A 14,435-nucleotide genomic window follows, 5' to 3' on the forward strand; every position below is an offset into this window, starting at 1 on the left:
CTGAGATGTGCATGCCTGGTGACAACACCGAGATGACGGTGGAGTTGATTGCTCCGATCGCGATGGATGACGGTTTGCGTTTCGCGATTCGTGAGGGTGGCCGCACCGTGGGTGCTGGCCGCGTCACCAAGATCCTCAACTGAACTGACCGGGAGCGATGCTCCCGACCGACCTGCGAGAAGGGCGCCTTCCGGGCGCCCTTCTCCGCGTCATGGATGCCGGTCCCTGCGCCGTGGTGGACATGGGAACATGAGGACCGTGGAATCGGTGCGGGTGGACAGGTGGTTACACGCGGTGCGGGCCTGCAAGACGCGCACCGCCGCCGCTGACGCATGCCGGGGAGGGCATGTGCGGGTCAACGGCAAGTCTGCGCGTCCGTCGACGTCGGTGAAGGTGGGTGACCGGGTGGTGCTGAGAGGCAAGCGCGAGCTGGACTACGAGGTCGTGCGGCTCATCGAGAAGCGCGTGGGTGCGGCCGTGGCAGCAGGATGCTTCGTCGACCACACGCCACCACCGGAGCCACGGCGGGCGGCCGCTCCGGAGCCGTTCCGGCGCGACAAGGGCTCCGGCCGACCGACCAAGCGAGACCGTCGCCGCCTCGACCGGCTCCGGGGACGAGGCTGAGGGTCAGCCCCTGTCGACGGTGAAGAGCACCGTCGACACCTGGAAGCCACCTAGCAACGGCGACGGACTACAGCGGGAGAGGGTGGATCCCTGCATCGAGACCGACCGATCTGGTGGCGGTCGGCCAACCCAGTTACAGTGGTCAGCCGTGCCGGTAACCGGCATTCGTTGTTTGACAGTCGATGAAACCGGAGTGCGGCCCCCGGCCTGCGCCCATCAGTGCCGGCGGTGGCCGCCGGCGAGAGAGAACAGGTAACGCAGTGGCATCAGCACAGAAGATCCGGATCCGGCTCAAGGCCTACGACCATGAGGTCATCGACCAGTCCACCAAGAAGATCGTCGAGACGGTCAACCGCACCCAGGCCAACGTCCGCGGCCCGGTGCCCCTGCCGACCGAGAAGCACCGCTTCACCGTCATCCGAGGCCCGTTCAAGGACAAGGACTCCCGCGAGCACTTCGAGATGCGCATCCACAAGCGCCTCATCGACATCGTTGACCCCAACCCCAAGACCGTCGATTCGCTGCAGCGCCTCGACCTCCCCGCGGGCGTCGACATCGAGATCAAGATCCAGGACGCCTAGTCAGCGCTGGCAAGGTCCGCGTCGCCGCCAGGCGACGGGCCAGGCGACTGCTTGTTTGACTTCAGTCGCCCAGCTGCCCCATACGCGCCCGCCGACTGAACAACCGTCGAGCAGTCGTCAGGCGCGACGCTGACGCCGACGCCGTCCAGCGGCGCGGGGGTACTGTCACGCCTGGTGGTAGCTACCCGGGCTGACGACGAACACGCGCTCGGCGAAAGCGCGCCCGGGCTGGTCGACTCGGCTGAGCGGATCGTCGTGACCGGAGTGGTGCAGGGCGTCGGATTCCGGCCCTTCGTGCACCACCTCGCCAACGAGCTCGGCCTGAGCGGGCATGTTGGCAACGACTCGGCCGGTGTGTTCATCGTTGCGGCGGGCCGCCGGCCGGCTCTCGACGAGTTCGCCGAACGGCTGGCCAACGAGGCGCCGCCGCTTGCGTACGTGGACCGGATCGAGCGCACGACCGTCGCTTCACCGCCCAGCGGAGTGCCGGAGTCCGCCGCCGCATCGAGCGGTGACTTCTCAATCGTCGGCAGCGCTCCGACGGCCGCTCCCGGCGCACAGGTGCCTGCAGACACAGCAGTATGCGCGGACTGCCTGGCAGAGATGCGTGACCCACAAGACCGTCGACACGGCCACCCCTTCATCACCTGTACCAACTGCGGGCCGCGGTTCACCATCGTCGAGGCGCTGCCCTATGACCGGCCGGCTACGACGATGGCCGACTTCGCCATGTGCGATCGCTGCGCGTCCGAGTACGCAAGCCCGGCTGACCGCCGCCACCACGCCCAGCCGATCTGTTGCCCCGACTGCGGCCCACGGCTCGCCTTCGAGAACCACACCGGCGATGGCCAGCCGGGAGGTGGGCAGTCAACCCGGTGTCAGAGCGCGCTCGATTCAGCTATCGGGGCGCTGAGCGGCGGGCTGATAGTGGCGGTGAAGGGACTGGGCGGGTACCACCTCGCAGTCGACGCGACCGATCCGGCCGCGGTGGACCGACTGCGGAGGCGCAAACACCGCCCCGACAAGCCGCTCGCCGTGATGGTCGCCGACCTCGAAGCGGCCGATCGACTCGCACACCTGGGCGATGCAGAACACCGACTGGTCACCTCGGCCGCGCGCCCGATAGTGCTGGCACCCGCCAGGCGTTCGAGCGAGCTTGCCGATCCTGTGCAACAAGGCAGTCCGGTGGTGGGCCTGATGCTGCCTTACACGCCGGTGCATCACCTGCTGTTCGACGCGGGGCTGCCGCCACTCGTGATGACATCGGCCAATGTGTCGGGCGAACCGCTCGCCCACACCGACGGCCAGCTCCAACCGCTGCTCGGAACGGTTGCCGACGCGGCACTCACCCACGACCGACCGGTCGCATCACCGTGTGACGACTCTGTGGTGCGCGTTGTCAGCACTGCTGGGGACGGTGGCGGAAGCAACACCTTGTTGCCGGTGCGGCGGGCGCGCGGGTACGTGCCGTTGCCGGTGAGGCTCCCCGGGTCGCGACGGAGTGTGCTCGCCACGGGCGGCGAGTTGAAGAACGCCTTCTGCCTCGCGTCGGCCGACGGCCCGAGCGGCCCCGGCCAGGCGTGGATTGGCCCCCACGTAGGTGACATGGGGTCGCTTCGCACGCTCGAGGCATTCGAGGCGGGGATCGGCCGGTTCGCAGAGATGTACGACGTCGACGTCGAGTGCGTCGCGACAGACCGCCATCGCGGCTACACCATCAACCGTTGGGCCCACCGAACCGCTCTGCCCGTATTGGAGGTGCAGCACCACCACGCCCACGTTGCGTCGGTGATGGCCGAACACGGACTCCCCCCCGATGTGCCTGTGCTCGGATTCGCCTTCGACGGCACTGGATACGGCACCGACGGCACGATCTGGGGCGGGGAGGTGCTGTTGGCGGACGCACATGGCTTCGAGCGCCTCGCTCACCTGGCGGAGGTGCCGATGCCGGGAGGCGATGCGGCGATCACGTCGCCATGGCGAGCGGCACTGGCGCACCTGCAGGCGGCGGGCATCGAATGGTCGGAGGCGCTGGCGCCGGTTGAGGCGGCGGGGGAGCAACTGGCATTGCTGGCCGACCAGGTCGAGTCGGGCCTCGGGTGCGTCGGCACCACCAGCATGGGCCGGTTGTTCGACGCGGTCGCGTCGCTGCTCGGCCTGCGCCACGAGATCACCTACGAGGCCCAGGCCGCCATCGAGCTGGAGAGCGCTGCGCTGTCCAACACGGACGCGCCGGCCAGCTATGCGTTCTCTGTCTCCGGCTCGACCATCGAGGCCGCACCCGTGGTGGAGGGCGTTGTGGCCGACGTTCTCGACGGTCGGCCCGTCCCCGGGATCGCGGCCGGGTTCCATGAGGCGGTCGCCCAGCTCGTGGTTGACCTGGCTGACGGCGACGACGACCGGAACCGTCCGGTCGCGTTGACCGGAGGAGTGTTCCAGAACGCGTCGCTGGTGGCCGGCGCCCGGTCGAAGCTCGTGCGGTCGGGCCACAAAGTGCTGACCAACTCGATCGTGCCACCGAATGACGGCGGGCTCGCCCTCGGGCAGGCGTACATTGCGTGCCATGGCAACGTGGCGAGTGCGACCGAGGCGACCTGTGGTGACACAGTCGTGACCAGCGCCGGCGCGGCAGGGACCTGACGTGTGCCTCGCGATCCCCGGAAGGGTCACAGACGTGCGCACCGACAACGGGGTGCTCATGGCCACCGTCGACTTCGACGGTGTCACCAAGGATGTTTGCCTCGAATACGTGCCCGAGGTGGCGGTTGCCGACTACGTGATCGTGCATGTGGGCTTCGCCATCTCGCGACTCGACGAGGAGTCCGCCCTCGAAACCCTGGCCATGATCCGCGAGATGGGCGTGCTCGAAGAGGAGCTCGGGGTATCGGACGATCGGCAGGCGGCTGGCGCGGAGTCCGAAAGCTCGTGAAGTACCTCGACGAGTTCCGCGACCCCGAACTCGCCCGTTCGCTGCTGGCCGAGGTCGAGGCGACCGTGACCCGTCCGTGGTCGATCATGGAGGTCTGCGGCGGCCAGACGCACTCGATCATCCGCAACGGCATTGACCAGGTGCTCGATGACCGCATCACCCTGTTGCATGGCCCCGGCTGCCCCGTGTGCGTGACTCCGCTGGGAATCATCGACAGCGCACTGGAGATCGCAGCGCGCCCGGAAGTGGTCTTCTGTTCTTTCGGCGACATGCTCCGGGTGCCGGGCAGCGACTGCGACCTGTTCTCCGTGAAGGCTCGCGGCGCCGACGTGCGGGTCGTCTACTCGCCCCTGGATGCGGTGCAGGTCGCGGCCGACAATCCGGACCGCGAAGTTGTGTTCTTCGCGGTGGGCTTCGAGACGACTGCCCCGGCCAACGCGATGTCGGTTCACATGGCACGCAAGCGGGGACTCACCAATTACACGGTGCTGGTCAGCCACGTACTCGTGCCACCCGCGATCGAGGCGATCGTGGAGTCCGAGGCCAGCCGTGTCGACGGCTTCCTGGCCGCCGGTCACGTGTGCTCGGTGATGGGAACTGGTCAGTACGAGCCATTGGCGGAGGAGCACGGCGTGCCCGTGGTGATCACGGGCTTCGAGCCACTCGACATCCTCGACGGCATCCGCCGCACTGTGGCGCAGCTGGAGGCGGGGGAGGCCCGGGTGGAGAACGCCTACCCGCGGGTGGTCACATCACAGGGCAACCAGTCGGCGCAGGACATGCTGGCTGAGGTGTTCACGGAATGTGACCGGTCTTGGAGGGGAATCGGCGAGATCCCCTCCAGCGGCTGGCGCCTGGCCGATGAGTACCGTGCTTTCGATGCCGAGTTGCGTTTCGGCGTGGGCGACACGGCCGTGCCGGAGCCGGAGCGTTGCCGAAGCGGCGAGGTGCTCCAGGGCTTGATCCGCCCCGATGAGTGCGAGGCCTTCGGCAGGGACTGCACCCCGCGCTCCCCGCTGGGCGCAACCATGGTGTCGAGCGAGGGCGCGTGTGCCGCATACCACCAGTACCGCCGACTCGACGGTGTGGCGGTCTCCCCGTGATCCCCGCCCGCGATCACGCCCGGTACCGCAGATGATCGATCCGGTCGACCCGGCGGCATGGGTGTGCCCGCTGCCGCTTCGCAACCACGACAGGATCGTGACCGGACATGGCGGGGGTGGGCAGATGTCAGGCGAACTCGTCGAGCACATCTTCCTGCCGGCGTTCGGCAGGTCTGCCGTAGCCGGCCTGCATGACTCCGCCACGATGGACCCTCCGGTCGATGGCGGGAGACTGGCCTTCAGTACTGACAGCTTCGTGGTGAGTCCGTTGTTCTTTGCCGGCGGTGACATCGGACGACTCGCGGTCAACGGCACGGTCAACGACCTCGCCATGAGCGGAGCGAGGCCGCTTGCGCTCAGCGCAGCTTTCATTCTGGGTGAGGGCCTGGAACTGGCGGTGCTTGCCGCGGTGGCCGAGTCGATGGGTCGCGCCGCACAGACGGCGGGCGTCAAGGTCGCTACCGGTGACACCAAGGTGGTGGAGTCCGCCGGTGACGAGGTCCTCTACATCAACTCTTCCGGCATCGGGGTCGTGCCGCCCAAGGTGGACATCCGGCCCGGCCGCGCAGCAGCCGGGGACGCCGTGCTGCTGAGTGGCCCCATCGGCGAGCACGGCATTGCGGTGATGTCCCAACGTTCCGGCCTCGAGTTCGGAACCGGTGTGCAGAGCGATACGGCTCCCCTTGCGGGGATGGTCGCGTCGATGCTCGGTGCCTGCGCCGACATCCACGTGCTGCGCGATCCGACCCGCGGCGGCCTGGCAGGGGCGCTGTGTGAGATCGCGGCCGGCGCCGGTGTCGGCATCGAGTTCGACGAGGACTCGGTGCCGGTTCCCGATGAGGTCGCGGCCGCGTGTGCGTTTCTCGGGCTCGACCCCACACATGTCGCCAACGAGGGCAAGCTCGTCGCCATCGTTCCCGCGGATGCCGCGGATGAGGTGCTCGCAGCGATGCGGTCGCAGCCCGAAGGCGAGGGGGCGGTGAGAATCGGCCATGTCGTGGCTGACCACCCGGGCGTGGTGGCTGCGTACACCCCCCTGGGCGCCCTGCGCGTGGTCGACCAACCCCTGGGCGAGCAGCTACCCCGCATCTGCTGACCTCGGCGCCTGCCCGACCTGTGGCCCCGGACTTGGCCACAGCGGCGCGCCATGCGACTGTTTGTTCTTCTCCAGTCGGCCAGCTGCCCTATGCGCGACTGGTGACTGCAGTGCAGGAAGCAGTCGTGTGGCGCGGCGGCAGGCCTGCCGGAAGCCGGGCCGGAATCCCCATTTGGCCTCAAATGGGGCCACTGGTAGAGTCGATGAGTCGCCTGAACGCATCCGCGCTCAGGATCAGTCCGAAGCTCCACCCCCGAGGCCCGACACAGAGTCGGTGACCGAGGTGGAGGACCACCGTGCAACCGACGTCCACCGAGGCCCGCGCAAGCGGGAACCGGGTGGCAAAACCGAATCGTCGCTCCGCCGGGCCTGCCCGAGCGGAGCGTTTGCGTGAAGTGGGCCGAACTCCCCGGAGCCAGGCCAGCGAAGCGCTGGGATTGTCGAGAAGGACAAGCCGATGGCGAGCAAAGCAATCGTTGGAGAAAAACTCGGGATGACCCAGGTCTGGGACGACGACAACAAGGTCGTGCCCGTGACCGTGCTTCGGGTCGCACCCGCACGGATCGTCCAGGTTCGCACCCCTGAGCGCGACGGCTACAGCGCCGTTCAGGTCACGTGGGGCAACAAGGACGCCCGCAAGCTGCCTCAGGGCCTCGCGGGGCATTACGAGGCTGCGGGTGTCGAGCCCGGCGTGAAGCTCGTGGAGCTGCGCCTGGACGACACCGGGGAGTACGAGGTCGGCCAGGAGATCGCGGCCGACACCTTCGAGCCGGGTGACGCAATCGATGTCACCGCAGTCTCGAAGGGCAAGGGCTTCGCAGGCACGATGAAGCGCCATGGCTTCTCGGGTCAGCCCGCCTCCCACGGCGCACACCGCGTGCACCGCAAGCCCGGCGCGATCGGCCAGTGCGCCACGCCGTCGAGGGTCTTCAAGGGAGTCCGCATGGCGGGCCGCATGGGTGGCACCAAGGTGACCACCCTCAACCTCGAGGTCGTGCGCAGCGACCCCGACCAGCAGGTCGTGCTGGTCAAGGGTGCCGTTCCCGGCCCCAAGGGCGGCGTGGTCGTCGTCCGCAATGCCATCAAGGGTTCCAGCCAGGAAGGTGACAGCTGATGCCCACCGTGACCGTACAGACCGCATCGGGCGGCTCCTCGGGCACCGTCGAGCTGGCAGAGGAGATCTTCGGCATCGAGCCCAACGTGGCCGTGATGCACCAGGTCGTCACCGCCCAGCTGGCAGCCCGCCGTTCCGGCACCCAGTCCACCAAGACCCGCCGCGAGGTCGCCGGTGGTGGTGCCAAGCCGTTCCGCCAGAAAGGCACCGGCAACGCCCGCCAGGGTTCGATCACTGCCCCGCACTACCGCGGCGGTGGCGTGGCGCTGGGCCCCAAGCCCCGCAGCTACGCCCAGAAGACCCCCAAGAAGATGAAGGCACTCGCGCTTCGCTCGGCGCTGTCCGACCGTGCGTCCGACGACAAGGTAATCGTCGTCGACGACTTCGGCTTCGACACACCCAGCACCAAGGGCGCCATCAAGTTGCTCTCCGAGATAGGTGTCGAGGGCAAGGCACTCGTGGTCGTCCCCGATGCCGACGAGAACACGTGGCTGTCGTTCCGCAACCTGCCCGACGTGCACCTGATCACCCAGGGCGAGCTCAACTCCTACGACGTGCTGGTCTCCGACTACGTCGTGTTCTGCTCCGCCACCCTGCCGGGCACCACCGCCGCCGAGACGGAGGCCTCGTCATGAAGGACCCACGCGACGTAATCATCCGCCCCGTGGTGAGCGAGAAGTCCTACGAGCTGCTCGACAACAACGTCTACACGTTCATCGTGCACCCCGAGGCCTCCAAGCCGGAGATCCGTGACGCCATCCAGGCCATCTGGCCCGGGGTCAAGGTGCTCAAGGTCAACACGCTCAACCGCAAGGGCAAGAAGATGCGCAACCGACGCAACTTCACCTACGGCAAGCGCCCCGACCAGAAGCGGGCGATCGTCACGCTGGCCGATGGGTCCATCGACCTCTTCGAGGGGAACTGATCATGGGTGTACGCAAGCGCAAGCCGACAAGCCCCGGCCGCCGGTTCCAGACCGTCTCGGACTTCGCCGAGCTCACTACGGACCGCCCAGAGAAGTCGCTGCTGGCCAAGAAGTCCAAGACCGGTGGCCGCAACAACTACGGCCGCAAGACCTCGCGCCACCGCGGTGGCGGCCACAAGCAGCAGTACCGGGTCATCGACTTCAAGCGTCGCAAGGACGGCGTGCCGGCCAAGGTCGCCTCGATCGAGTACGACCCCAACCGCACATGCCGCATCGCGCTGCTCCACTACGTGGACGGCGAGAAGCGCTACATCCTCGCCCCGCGCGACCTGAGCGTCGGCGACACCGTGCAATCCGGCCATGGGTCCGAGATCCGTGTCGGCAACGCCCTTCCGCTGCGCTACATCCCGGTGGGCACCGTGCTGCACAACATCGAGCTCCAGCCCGGCGCCGGCGGCAAGATGGCCCGTTCGGCCGGAGCCAGCGTCCAGCTGGTCGCGAAAGAAGGTGACTTCGCCACGCTGCGCCTGCCGTCGAGCGAGATGCGGCGCATCTCCATCGACTGCCGTGCGACCGTCGGTGAGGTCGGCAACTCCGAGCATGACCTCGTGAAGATCGGAAAGGCGGGCCGCAACCGCTGGAAGGGCGTGCGCCCCCAGACCCGCGGCGTTGCCATGAACCCTGTCGACCACCCCCACGGTGGTGGTGAGGGCAAGACCTCCGGTGGTCGCCACCCCGTATCGCCCTGGGGCAAGCCCGAGGGTCGTACCCGCAACACCAACAAGCCGTCCCAGAAGATGATCGTCCGACGCCGCCGCACCCGCGGCTCGCGCCGATAGGAGAAGACAGGATGCCTCGCAGCCTGAAGAAGGGTCCGTTCGTGGACGAGCACCTGCTCGCCAAGGTCGATTCCCTCAACGAATCCGGACAGAAGAACGTGATCAAGACCTGGTCGCGTCGTTCCACGATCATCCCCGACATGGTCGGGCACACGATCGCGGTCCACGACGGGCGCAAGCACGTGCCTGTCTACGTGACCGAGTCGATGGTCGGCCACAAGCTCGGCGAGTTCGCTCCCACGCGGACATTCAAGTTCCACGCCGGCCAGGAGCGAGGAGCTCGCCGATGAGCACCCGCACCAACGAGCGTCCCGGCGTGCGCGCCAAGCTCAGCCACGCACGCTTCTCCGCATGGAAGGCCCGTGAGGTCCTCGACCTCGTGCGCGGTGAGAGTGTGGGTGATGCCCGCAACATCCTGGAGCTGTGCGACCGTGCAGCTGCCGAGCCGATCGCCAAGCTGCTCGACTCCGCAGTCTCCAATGCAGGCAACAACAACGACATCCCGCCCGAAGAGCTCTACGTGGGCGCCTGCTACGCAGACGAGGGGCCGACCCTCAAGCGCTGGCGGCCCCGTGCACGTGGCCGCGCCACCCGCATCAACAAGCGCACCTGCCACATCACGATGATCGTGAGCCGCTTCAGCGGCGAAGAGATGGACGAGCGCCGTTCCCGCGACGAGCTGCGTGGCCGCGCCGGTAGTGATGCCACCGCCGAGCGTGCACGCCGTGTGGCCAGGTCCAAGGCGGCCGAGGTCGACGAGACGGTCGAGCAAGACGAGCTGGCTGCGGATGAGGCCGAGATCGAAGACATCGCCGAGGCAACCGCAGAAGCCGGTACCGAGGACGCCGTCGTGGAGGAAGCAGCCGAGGAGGCTGCCGCGGAGGCAGAAGAGGCAGAGGAAGCTGAAGCTTCCACCGACGACGAGGCAGAGGCAGTGGCTGACGACGACGGTGCCGACGAGACCGAGGAGAAGAACTGATGGGCCAGAAGGTCAACCCCTACGGGTTCCGCCTCGGTGTCACCACCGACTGGAAGTCCCGCTGGTTCGCGGACCGCGAGGAGTACGTGGACTACCTCCTCGAGGACTGGAAGATCCGCGACTACCTGATGAACAAGCTCCCGAATGCGGCGATCAGCCGCATCGAGGTGGAGCGCACCCGCGACAAGCTGCGCATCGACGTACACACCGCCCGTCCGGGCATCGTGATCGGCCGTCGAGGCGCCCAGGCGGATGAGCTGCGGGCGGACCTGTCGAAGATGACGGGCAACCCGAAGGTGCAGCTCAACATCCAGGAGATCAAGCAGCCCGAGCTCGACGCTGCACTGATCGCCCAGGGTGTCGCTGACCAGTTGGTCAACCGAATCGCCTTCCGTCGTGCGATGAAGCGTGCCGTGCAGAACGCCCAGAAGGCCGGTGCCCTCGGCATCCGCGTGCAGTGCTCCGGCCGCCTCGGTGGCGCCGAGATGAGCCGCACCGAGTGGTACCGCGAGGGCCGCGTGCCGCTGCACACCCTGCGTGCCGACATCGACTACGGCTTCCGCGAGGCCCGCACCACCGCCGGCCGCGTCGGAGTGAAGGTCTGGATCTACAAGGGCGACATACTGCCCTACAAGGCCGTCAGCGACGACAAGATCTCCAAGGAAGCAGCCATGGCCGTCGGCGAGACCGCCGGCAAGGAGCGCCCGAAGGTCGTTTCGACCCGCAAGGCCCCCACGCCGGCTGCCGAGGGCGCTCCGGCCGCCGAGCCAGCTCCCGCTGCCGAGGAAGCCCCGGCCGCCGAGTCCGGCGACGAGGAGCTCGCTCCGCTCGTCGGCGAGGCCGATCCCGAATTCGAGAAGCTCCTCGACGAAGAGGCGGCCATCGAGGCGTCCACCAAGGAGCACAGCGAGACGCCCCATTTCAGGCCAGGGGATGGTGACTGACGATGTTGATGCCGAAGAAGGTCAAGCACCGCAAGCAGCACCGCGGTCGCCTCAAGGGAAATGCCAAGGGCGGCACCAGGGTCACCCAGGGCCAGTACGGGATCATGGCACTCGAGCCGGGTTGGGTCACCGCCCGCCAGATCGAGGCTGCACGTATCGCGATGACCCGCCACATCAAGCGTGGCGGCAAGGTCTGGATCAACGTGTTCCCGGACAAGCCGGTCACCCAGAAGCCTGCCGAGACCCGCATGGGTTCGGGCAAGGGCAACCCGGAACTCTGGGTCGCCGTGGTCAAGCCGGGTCGGGTGCTCTTCGAGCTCTCCTACCCCGAGGACGACGTCGCCAAGGAAGCGCTCAACCGTGCGATCCAGAAACTGCCGATCAAGGCCGGGATAGTCGACCGCGAGGAGGGTTTCTGATGGCGAAGGAGATCCTCGCCGAGGTGGGTGACGAAGAACTCGTCTCCCGTCTGGCCGACGAAAAGGAGCGCCTGTTCAAGCTGAGGTTCCAGCTCGCCACCGGCCAGCTGGAGAACTCCGCGCGCATCAAGGCGACAAAGAAGGACATCGCCCGACTGCTCACCGAGCTGCGGGCCCGAGAGATCGCTGCCGCCGAGGCAGCTGCCGGAGGTGCGCAGTGAGCGACACAGGCGAGCCCCAGGCGGACGAGGCTGCACGCAACGCACGCAAGGTGCGTGAAGGCGTCGTGACGTCGGACAAGATGGACCGCACCGCGGTGGTCACCGTGACCGAGCGCGTGCGTCATCCCCGCTACAACAAGACGCTTCGTCAGGACAGCAAGATGTACGTCCACGACGAGGACAACGATCTGAACACGGGTGACCGGGTTCGGATCATGGAGACCCGGCCGCTGTCGAAGACCAAGCGCTGGCGGGTTGTCGAGGTCCTGGAGCGTGCCCGATGATCCAGCAGGAGAGCCGCCTCCGGGTGGCTGACAACTCCGGTGCGCGCGAGGTGCTCGTGATCAAGGTGCTCGGTGGCAGCCGCCGCCGCTACGCCTCGATCGGCGACGTCGTCGTGGCCACCGTGAAGGACGCCCTTCCGGGCGCCGCGGTGAAGAAGGGCGAAGTCGTCCGCTGCGTCGTGGTGCGAACCAAGAAGGAAAAGCGCCGTCCCGACGGCAGCTACATCCGCTTCGACGAGAACGCGGCAGTGCTCATCAACGAGCAGCGCCAGCCGCGTGGCACCCGCATCTTCGGCCCGGTCGGGCGCGAGCTGCGGGACCAGAAGTTCATGCGCATCGTGTCGCTCGCCCCGGAGGTGATCTGAATGAGGATCCGCAAGGGAGACAAGGTGGTCGTGCTGAAGGGCAAGGACCGCGGCAAGGAGGGTGAGGTCATCACGGCCATGCCCGACACCAACAAGGTCATCGTCGAGGGTGTCAACGTCGCCAAGCGCCACCAGAAGCCGACCCGCTCGATGCAGCAGGGCGGAATCATCGACAAGGCGATGCCGATCGATGCGTCCAACGTGGCGCTCGTCGAGGATGGCAAGCCGACCCGCACAGGGACCCGGGTGGCCGACGACGGCTCCAAGACCAGGGTCTCGCGCCGTACAGGAGGTGAGCTGTGAGTACCACTACGACGCCGCGGCTCAAGACCCGATACAACGACGAGATCCGCGACCAGCTTCGCTCCGCGCTCGGGTGCAACCCGATGGAGGTACCGAGGTTGGAGAAGATCGTGCTCAACGTGGGCGCCGGAGCTGCGGTCGACAACAAGGGCTTGATCGACAAGATCATCACCGACATGACCGCCATCTCCGGCCAGAAGCCGGTGGTGACTCGGGCGAAGAAGTCGATTGCCGGCTTCAAGCTCCGCGAGGGCAACCCCATCGGGGTGAAGGTCACCCTTCGCTCCAACCAGATGTGGGAGTTCTTCGACCGGCTGGTCACCCTGGCGATTCCCCGGGTGCGCGACTTCCGCGGGCTCAGCCCGCGGTCGTTCGACGGCCGGGGCAACTACACCTTCGGGGTTACCGAACAATTGATCTTCCCCGAGATCGACTACGACAAGATCGATGCCACCCGAGGGATGGACATCACGATCGTGACAACCGCACGCAACGACGCCGAGGGCAGGGCTTTGCTTGATGCCTTCGGCTTCCCTTTCCGGAACGAGGGGAACTGAGATGGCGAAGACAGGCCTCAAGAACAAGCAGCAGCGCACACCGAAGTTCAAGGTGCGCGGCTACACCAGGTGCAAGCGCTGTGGGCGCCCACGCTCGGTCTACCGCAAGTTCGGACTCTGCCGTGTGTGCCTACGGGAACTCGCCCATGCCGGCGAGATCCCGGGTGTCACCAAGGCGAGCTGGTGAGGAGGGACTGACATGGCAATGACAGATCCGATCGCCGACATGCTGACCCGCACCCGCAACGCGAATGTGGCGATGCACGATGAGGTGCGCATGCCCTCCTCGAAGCAGAAGGAAGCGCTTGCCCAGGTGCTGAAGAAGGAGGGGTACATCGTGGACTTCAACGTCTTCGACAACCCCGACAGCCCGGGCAGGCTCCTCAACATCGACATGAAGTACTCGCCTGAGCGTCGCCGGGTCATCTCCGGGCTCAAGCGCGTGTCCAAGCCGGGCCTGCGGGTCTACAAGAAGCACTCCGAGGTCGAACGCGTCCTCGGTGGCCTCGGCGTCGCCGTCCTGTCCACCTCCAAGGGTCTCATGACCGACCGCGAGGCTCGCCGCCAGCGCGTCGGCGGTGAGGTCCTGTGTCACGTGTGGTGAGGAGAACCTGATGTCACGCATCGGAAAAGCCCCCGTGTCCGTTCCCAGTGGAGTCGACGTGTCGATCTCCGCCGGGTCCGTCACGGTCAAGGGTCCCAAGGGCGAGCTGTCGCAGCCGCTTCCCGAAGAGGTCTCGCTACGCCAGGACGGCGACGAGATCATCGTGGAGCGCGTCGACGACGAGCGCGAGTCACGTGCGAGGCACGGCCTCACCCGTGCGCTCGTGGCCAACATGGTCACCGGTGTCACCGAGGGCTATGTGAAGAACCTCGAGATCGTCGGCGTCGGCTACCGCGCCACCGCAAAGGGCGACAAGGCACTCGAGTTGGCGCTCGGCTTCTCGCACCCCGTGAAGGTCGAGGCACCCGAGGGCATCACCTTCAACGTGCCCGAACCCACCCAGATCGAAGTCCACGGCATCGACAAGCAGCTCGTGGGCCAGGTTGCAGCCAACATCCGTCGCTGGCGCGAGCCGGAGCCCTACAAGGGCAAGGGTGTGCGTTACGCCGGCGAGCACGTACGCCGCAAGGCCGGCAAGGCAGGTTGAT

Annotated in this window: 22 protein-coding genes and 1 pseudogene; all 23 read left to right on the plus strand. The window is 67.1% G+C overall.

Features of this window, described 5'->3' with window-relative positions; translation table 11 throughout:
• Positions 1-143: elongation factor Tu (gene tuf / locus GY812_02695; protein MCP4434391.1), on the plus strand; the 143-nt coding region annotated here is incomplete at its 5' end.
• Positions 144-249: 106 nt separating this feature from the next.
• The gene (locus tag GY812_02700) at positions 250-624 is read left to right on the plus strand and encodes an RNA-binding S4 domain-containing protein (GenBank protein ID MCP4434392.1); all 375 of its coding nucleotides are present in this window, start codon (positions 250-252) and stop codon (positions 622-624) included.
• Positions 625-806: 182 nt separating this feature from the next.
• Positions 807-1,205 (plus strand): 30S ribosomal protein S10, encoded by a 399-nt coding sequence (rpsJ, locus tag GY812_02705; protein ID MCP4434393.1) that lies wholly within the window; start codon positions 807-809, stop codon positions 1,203-1,205.
• Between the two features lie 255 nt (positions 1,206-1,460).
• The gene (hypF, locus tag GY812_02710) at positions 1,461-3,845 is read left to right on the plus strand and encodes a carbamoyltransferase HypF (GenBank protein ID MCP4434394.1); all 2,385 of its coding nucleotides are present in this window, start codon (positions 1,461-1,463) and stop codon (positions 3,843-3,845) included.
• Position 3,846: 1 nt separating this feature from the next.
• Positions 3,847-4,134 (plus strand): HypC/HybG/HupF family hydrogenase formation chaperone, encoded by a 288-nt coding sequence (locus GY812_02715; GenBank protein ID MCP4434395.1) that lies wholly within the window; start codon positions 3,847-3,849, stop codon positions 4,132-4,134.
• Complete coding sequence (gene hypD, locus GY812_02720; protein MCP4434396.1) at positions 4,131-5,237, plus strand: hydrogenase formation protein HypD; 1,107 nt, start codon at positions 4,131-4,133, stop codon at positions 5,235-5,237. The genes GY812_02715 and hypD overlap by 4 nt, the downstream gene beginning before the upstream one ends.
• A gap of 31 nt (positions 5,238-5,268) precedes the next feature.
• The gene (gene hypE, locus GY812_02725) at positions 5,269-6,333 is read left to right on the plus strand and encodes a hydrogenase expression/formation protein HypE (protein MCP4434397.1); all 1,065 of its coding nucleotides are present in this window, start codon (positions 5,269-5,271) and stop codon (positions 6,331-6,333) included.
• Positions 6,334-6,790: 457 nt separating this feature from the next.
• A complete protein-coding gene (gene rplC / locus GY812_02730; protein ID MCP4434398.1) occupies positions 6,791-7,447 on the plus strand; it encodes a 50S ribosomal protein L3 in 657 nt (218 codons plus the stop codon).
• Complete coding sequence (gene rplD / locus GY812_02735; protein MCP4434399.1) at positions 7,444-8,082, plus strand: 50S ribosomal protein L4; 639 nt, start codon at positions 7,444-7,446, stop codon at positions 8,080-8,082. Before rplC ends, rplD begins: the two co-directional genes overlap by 4 nt.
• Positions 8,079-8,372: a 50S ribosomal protein L23 gene (rplW, locus tag GY812_02740; protein MCP4434400.1), complete on the plus strand. Its 294-nt coding sequence runs from the start codon at positions 8,079-8,081 to the stop codon at positions 8,370-8,372. Before rplD ends, rplW begins: the two co-directional genes overlap by 4 nt.
• 2 nt (positions 8,373-8,374) lie before the next feature.
• Entirely contained in the window at positions 8,375-9,211 is an 837-nt protein-coding gene (rplB, locus tag GY812_02745) for a 50S ribosomal protein L2 (protein ID MCP4434401.1), read from the plus strand.
• 11 nt (positions 9,212-9,222) lie between these two features.
• Positions 9,223-9,501 carry a 30S ribosomal protein S19 gene (gene rpsS, locus GY812_02750; GenBank protein MCP4434402.1) on the plus strand — a complete coding sequence of 93 codons (279 nt, stop codon included), beginning with the start codon at positions 9,223-9,225 and terminating at the stop codon, positions 9,499-9,501.
• Positions 9,498-9,842, plus strand: a pseudogene (gene rplV, locus GY812_02755) (50S ribosomal protein L22). The gene rpsS and the pseudogene rplV overlap by 4 nt, the downstream one beginning before the upstream one ends.
• 347 nt (positions 9,843-10,189) lie before the next feature.
• Positions 10,190-11,134 (plus strand): 30S ribosomal protein S3, encoded by a 945-nt coding sequence (rpsC, locus tag GY812_02760; protein MCP4434403.1) that lies wholly within the window; start codon positions 10,190-10,192, stop codon positions 11,132-11,134.
• Positions 11,135-11,136: 2 nt separating this feature from the next.
• Positions 11,137-11,553, plus strand: coding sequence for a 50S ribosomal protein L16 (gene rplP / locus GY812_02765; protein MCP4434404.1), 417 nt, complete (start codon positions 11,137-11,139; stop codon positions 11,551-11,553).
• Positions 11,553-11,774 (plus strand): 50S ribosomal protein L29, encoded by a 222-nt coding sequence (gene rpmC, locus GY812_02770; protein MCP4434405.1) that lies wholly within the window; start codon positions 11,553-11,555, stop codon positions 11,772-11,774. The genes rplP and rpmC overlap by 1 nt, the downstream gene beginning before the upstream one ends.
• Before the next feature lie 80 nt (positions 11,775-11,854).
• Positions 11,855-12,058 (plus strand): 30S ribosomal protein S17, encoded by a 204-nt coding sequence (gene rpsQ / locus GY812_02775; protein MCP4434406.1) that lies wholly within the window; start codon positions 11,855-11,857, stop codon positions 12,056-12,058.
• Complete coding sequence (rplN, locus tag GY812_02780; protein MCP4434407.1) at positions 12,055-12,423, plus strand: 50S ribosomal protein L14; 369 nt, start codon at positions 12,055-12,057, stop codon at positions 12,421-12,423. Before rpsQ ends, rplN begins: the two co-directional genes overlap by 4 nt.
• Entirely contained in the window at positions 12,424-12,726 is a 303-nt protein-coding gene (gene rplX, locus GY812_02785) for a 50S ribosomal protein L24 (GenBank protein MCP4434408.1), read from the plus strand.
• Positions 12,723-13,283, plus strand: a complete 561-nt coding sequence (gene rplE, locus GY812_02790) for a 50S ribosomal protein L5 (protein MCP4434409.1) — start codon at positions 12,723-12,725, stop codon at positions 13,281-13,283. Before rplX ends, rplE begins: the two co-directional genes overlap by 4 nt.
• A 1-nt stretch (position 13,284) precedes the next feature.
• Positions 13,285-13,470: a type Z 30S ribosomal protein S14 gene (locus GY812_02795; protein ID MCP4434410.1), complete on the plus strand. Its 186-nt coding sequence runs from the start codon at positions 13,285-13,287 to the stop codon at positions 13,468-13,470.
• A 12-nt stretch (positions 13,471-13,482) separates the two neighbouring features.
• Complete coding sequence (gene rpsH, locus GY812_02800; GenBank protein ID MCP4434411.1) at positions 13,483-13,887, plus strand: 30S ribosomal protein S8; 405 nt, start codon at positions 13,483-13,485, stop codon at positions 13,885-13,887.
• Positions 13,888-13,897: 10 nt separating this feature from the next.
• On the plus strand, positions 13,898-14,434 hold the full coding sequence (rplF, locus tag GY812_02805) for a 50S ribosomal protein L6 (GenBank protein ID MCP4434412.1): 537 nt from the start codon (positions 13,898-13,900) through the stop codon (positions 14,432-14,434).
• Position 14,435 lies beyond the last annotated feature (1 nt).

The organism is Actinomycetes bacterium (assembly GCA_024222295.1).
Lineage (GTDB): Bacteria > Actinomycetota > Acidimicrobiia > Acidimicrobiales > Microtrichaceae > JAAEPF01.

Coding starts and splice junctions, on each gene's coding strand:
- GY812_02700 (MCP4434392.1), top strand. CDS start 250: ATGAGGACCGTGGAATCGGTGCGGGTGGACAGGTGGTTACACGCGGTG.
- rpsJ (MCP4434393.1), top strand. CDS start 807: ATGAAACCGGAGTGCGGCCCCCGGCCTGCGCCCATCAGTGCCGGCGGT.
- hypE (MCP4434397.1), top strand. CDS start 5,269: ATGATCGATCCGGTCGACCCGGCGGCATGGGTGTGCCCGCTGCCGCTT.
- rplC (MCP4434398.1), top strand. CDS start 6,791: ATGGCGAGCAAAGCAATCGTTGGAGAAAAACTCGGGATGACCCAGGTC.
- rplW (MCP4434400.1), top strand. CDS start 8,079: ATGAAGGACCCACGCGACGTAATCATCCGCCCCGTGGTGAGCGAGAAG.
- rplB (MCP4434401.1), top strand. CDS start 8,375: ATGGGTGTACGCAAGCGCAAGCCGACAAGCCCCGGCCGCCGGTTCCAG.
- rpsS (MCP4434402.1), top strand. CDS start 9,223: ATGCCTCGCAGCCTGAAGAAGGGTCCGTTCGTGGACGAGCACCTGCTC.
- rpsC (MCP4434403.1), top strand. CDS start 10,190: ATGGGCCAGAAGGTCAACCCCTACGGGTTCCGCCTCGGTGTCACCACC.
- rplP (MCP4434404.1), top strand. CDS start 11,137: ATGTTGATGCCGAAGAAGGTCAAGCACCGCAAGCAGCACCGCGGTCGC.
- rpmC (MCP4434405.1), top strand. CDS start 11,553: ATGGCGAAGGAGATCCTCGCCGAGGTGGGTGACGAAGAACTCGTCTCC.
- rpsQ (MCP4434406.1), top strand. CDS start 11,855: ATGGACCGCACCGCGGTGGTCACCGTGACCGAGCGCGTGCGTCATCCC.
- rplN (MCP4434407.1), top strand. CDS start 12,055: ATGATCCAGCAGGAGAGCCGCCTCCGGGTGGCTGACAACTCCGGTGCG.
- rplX (MCP4434408.1), top strand. CDS start 12,424: ATGAGGATCCGCAAGGGAGACAAGGTGGTCGTGCTGAAGGGCAAGGAC.
- GY812_02795 (MCP4434410.1), top strand. CDS start 13,285: ATGGCGAAGACAGGCCTCAAGAACAAGCAGCAGCGCACACCGAAGTTC.
- rpsH (MCP4434411.1), top strand. CDS start 13,483: ATGGCAATGACAGATCCGATCGCCGACATGCTGACCCGCACCCGCAAC.
- rplF (MCP4434412.1), top strand. CDS start 13,898: ATGTCACGCATCGGAAAAGCCCCCGTGTCCGTTCCCAGTGGAGTCGAC.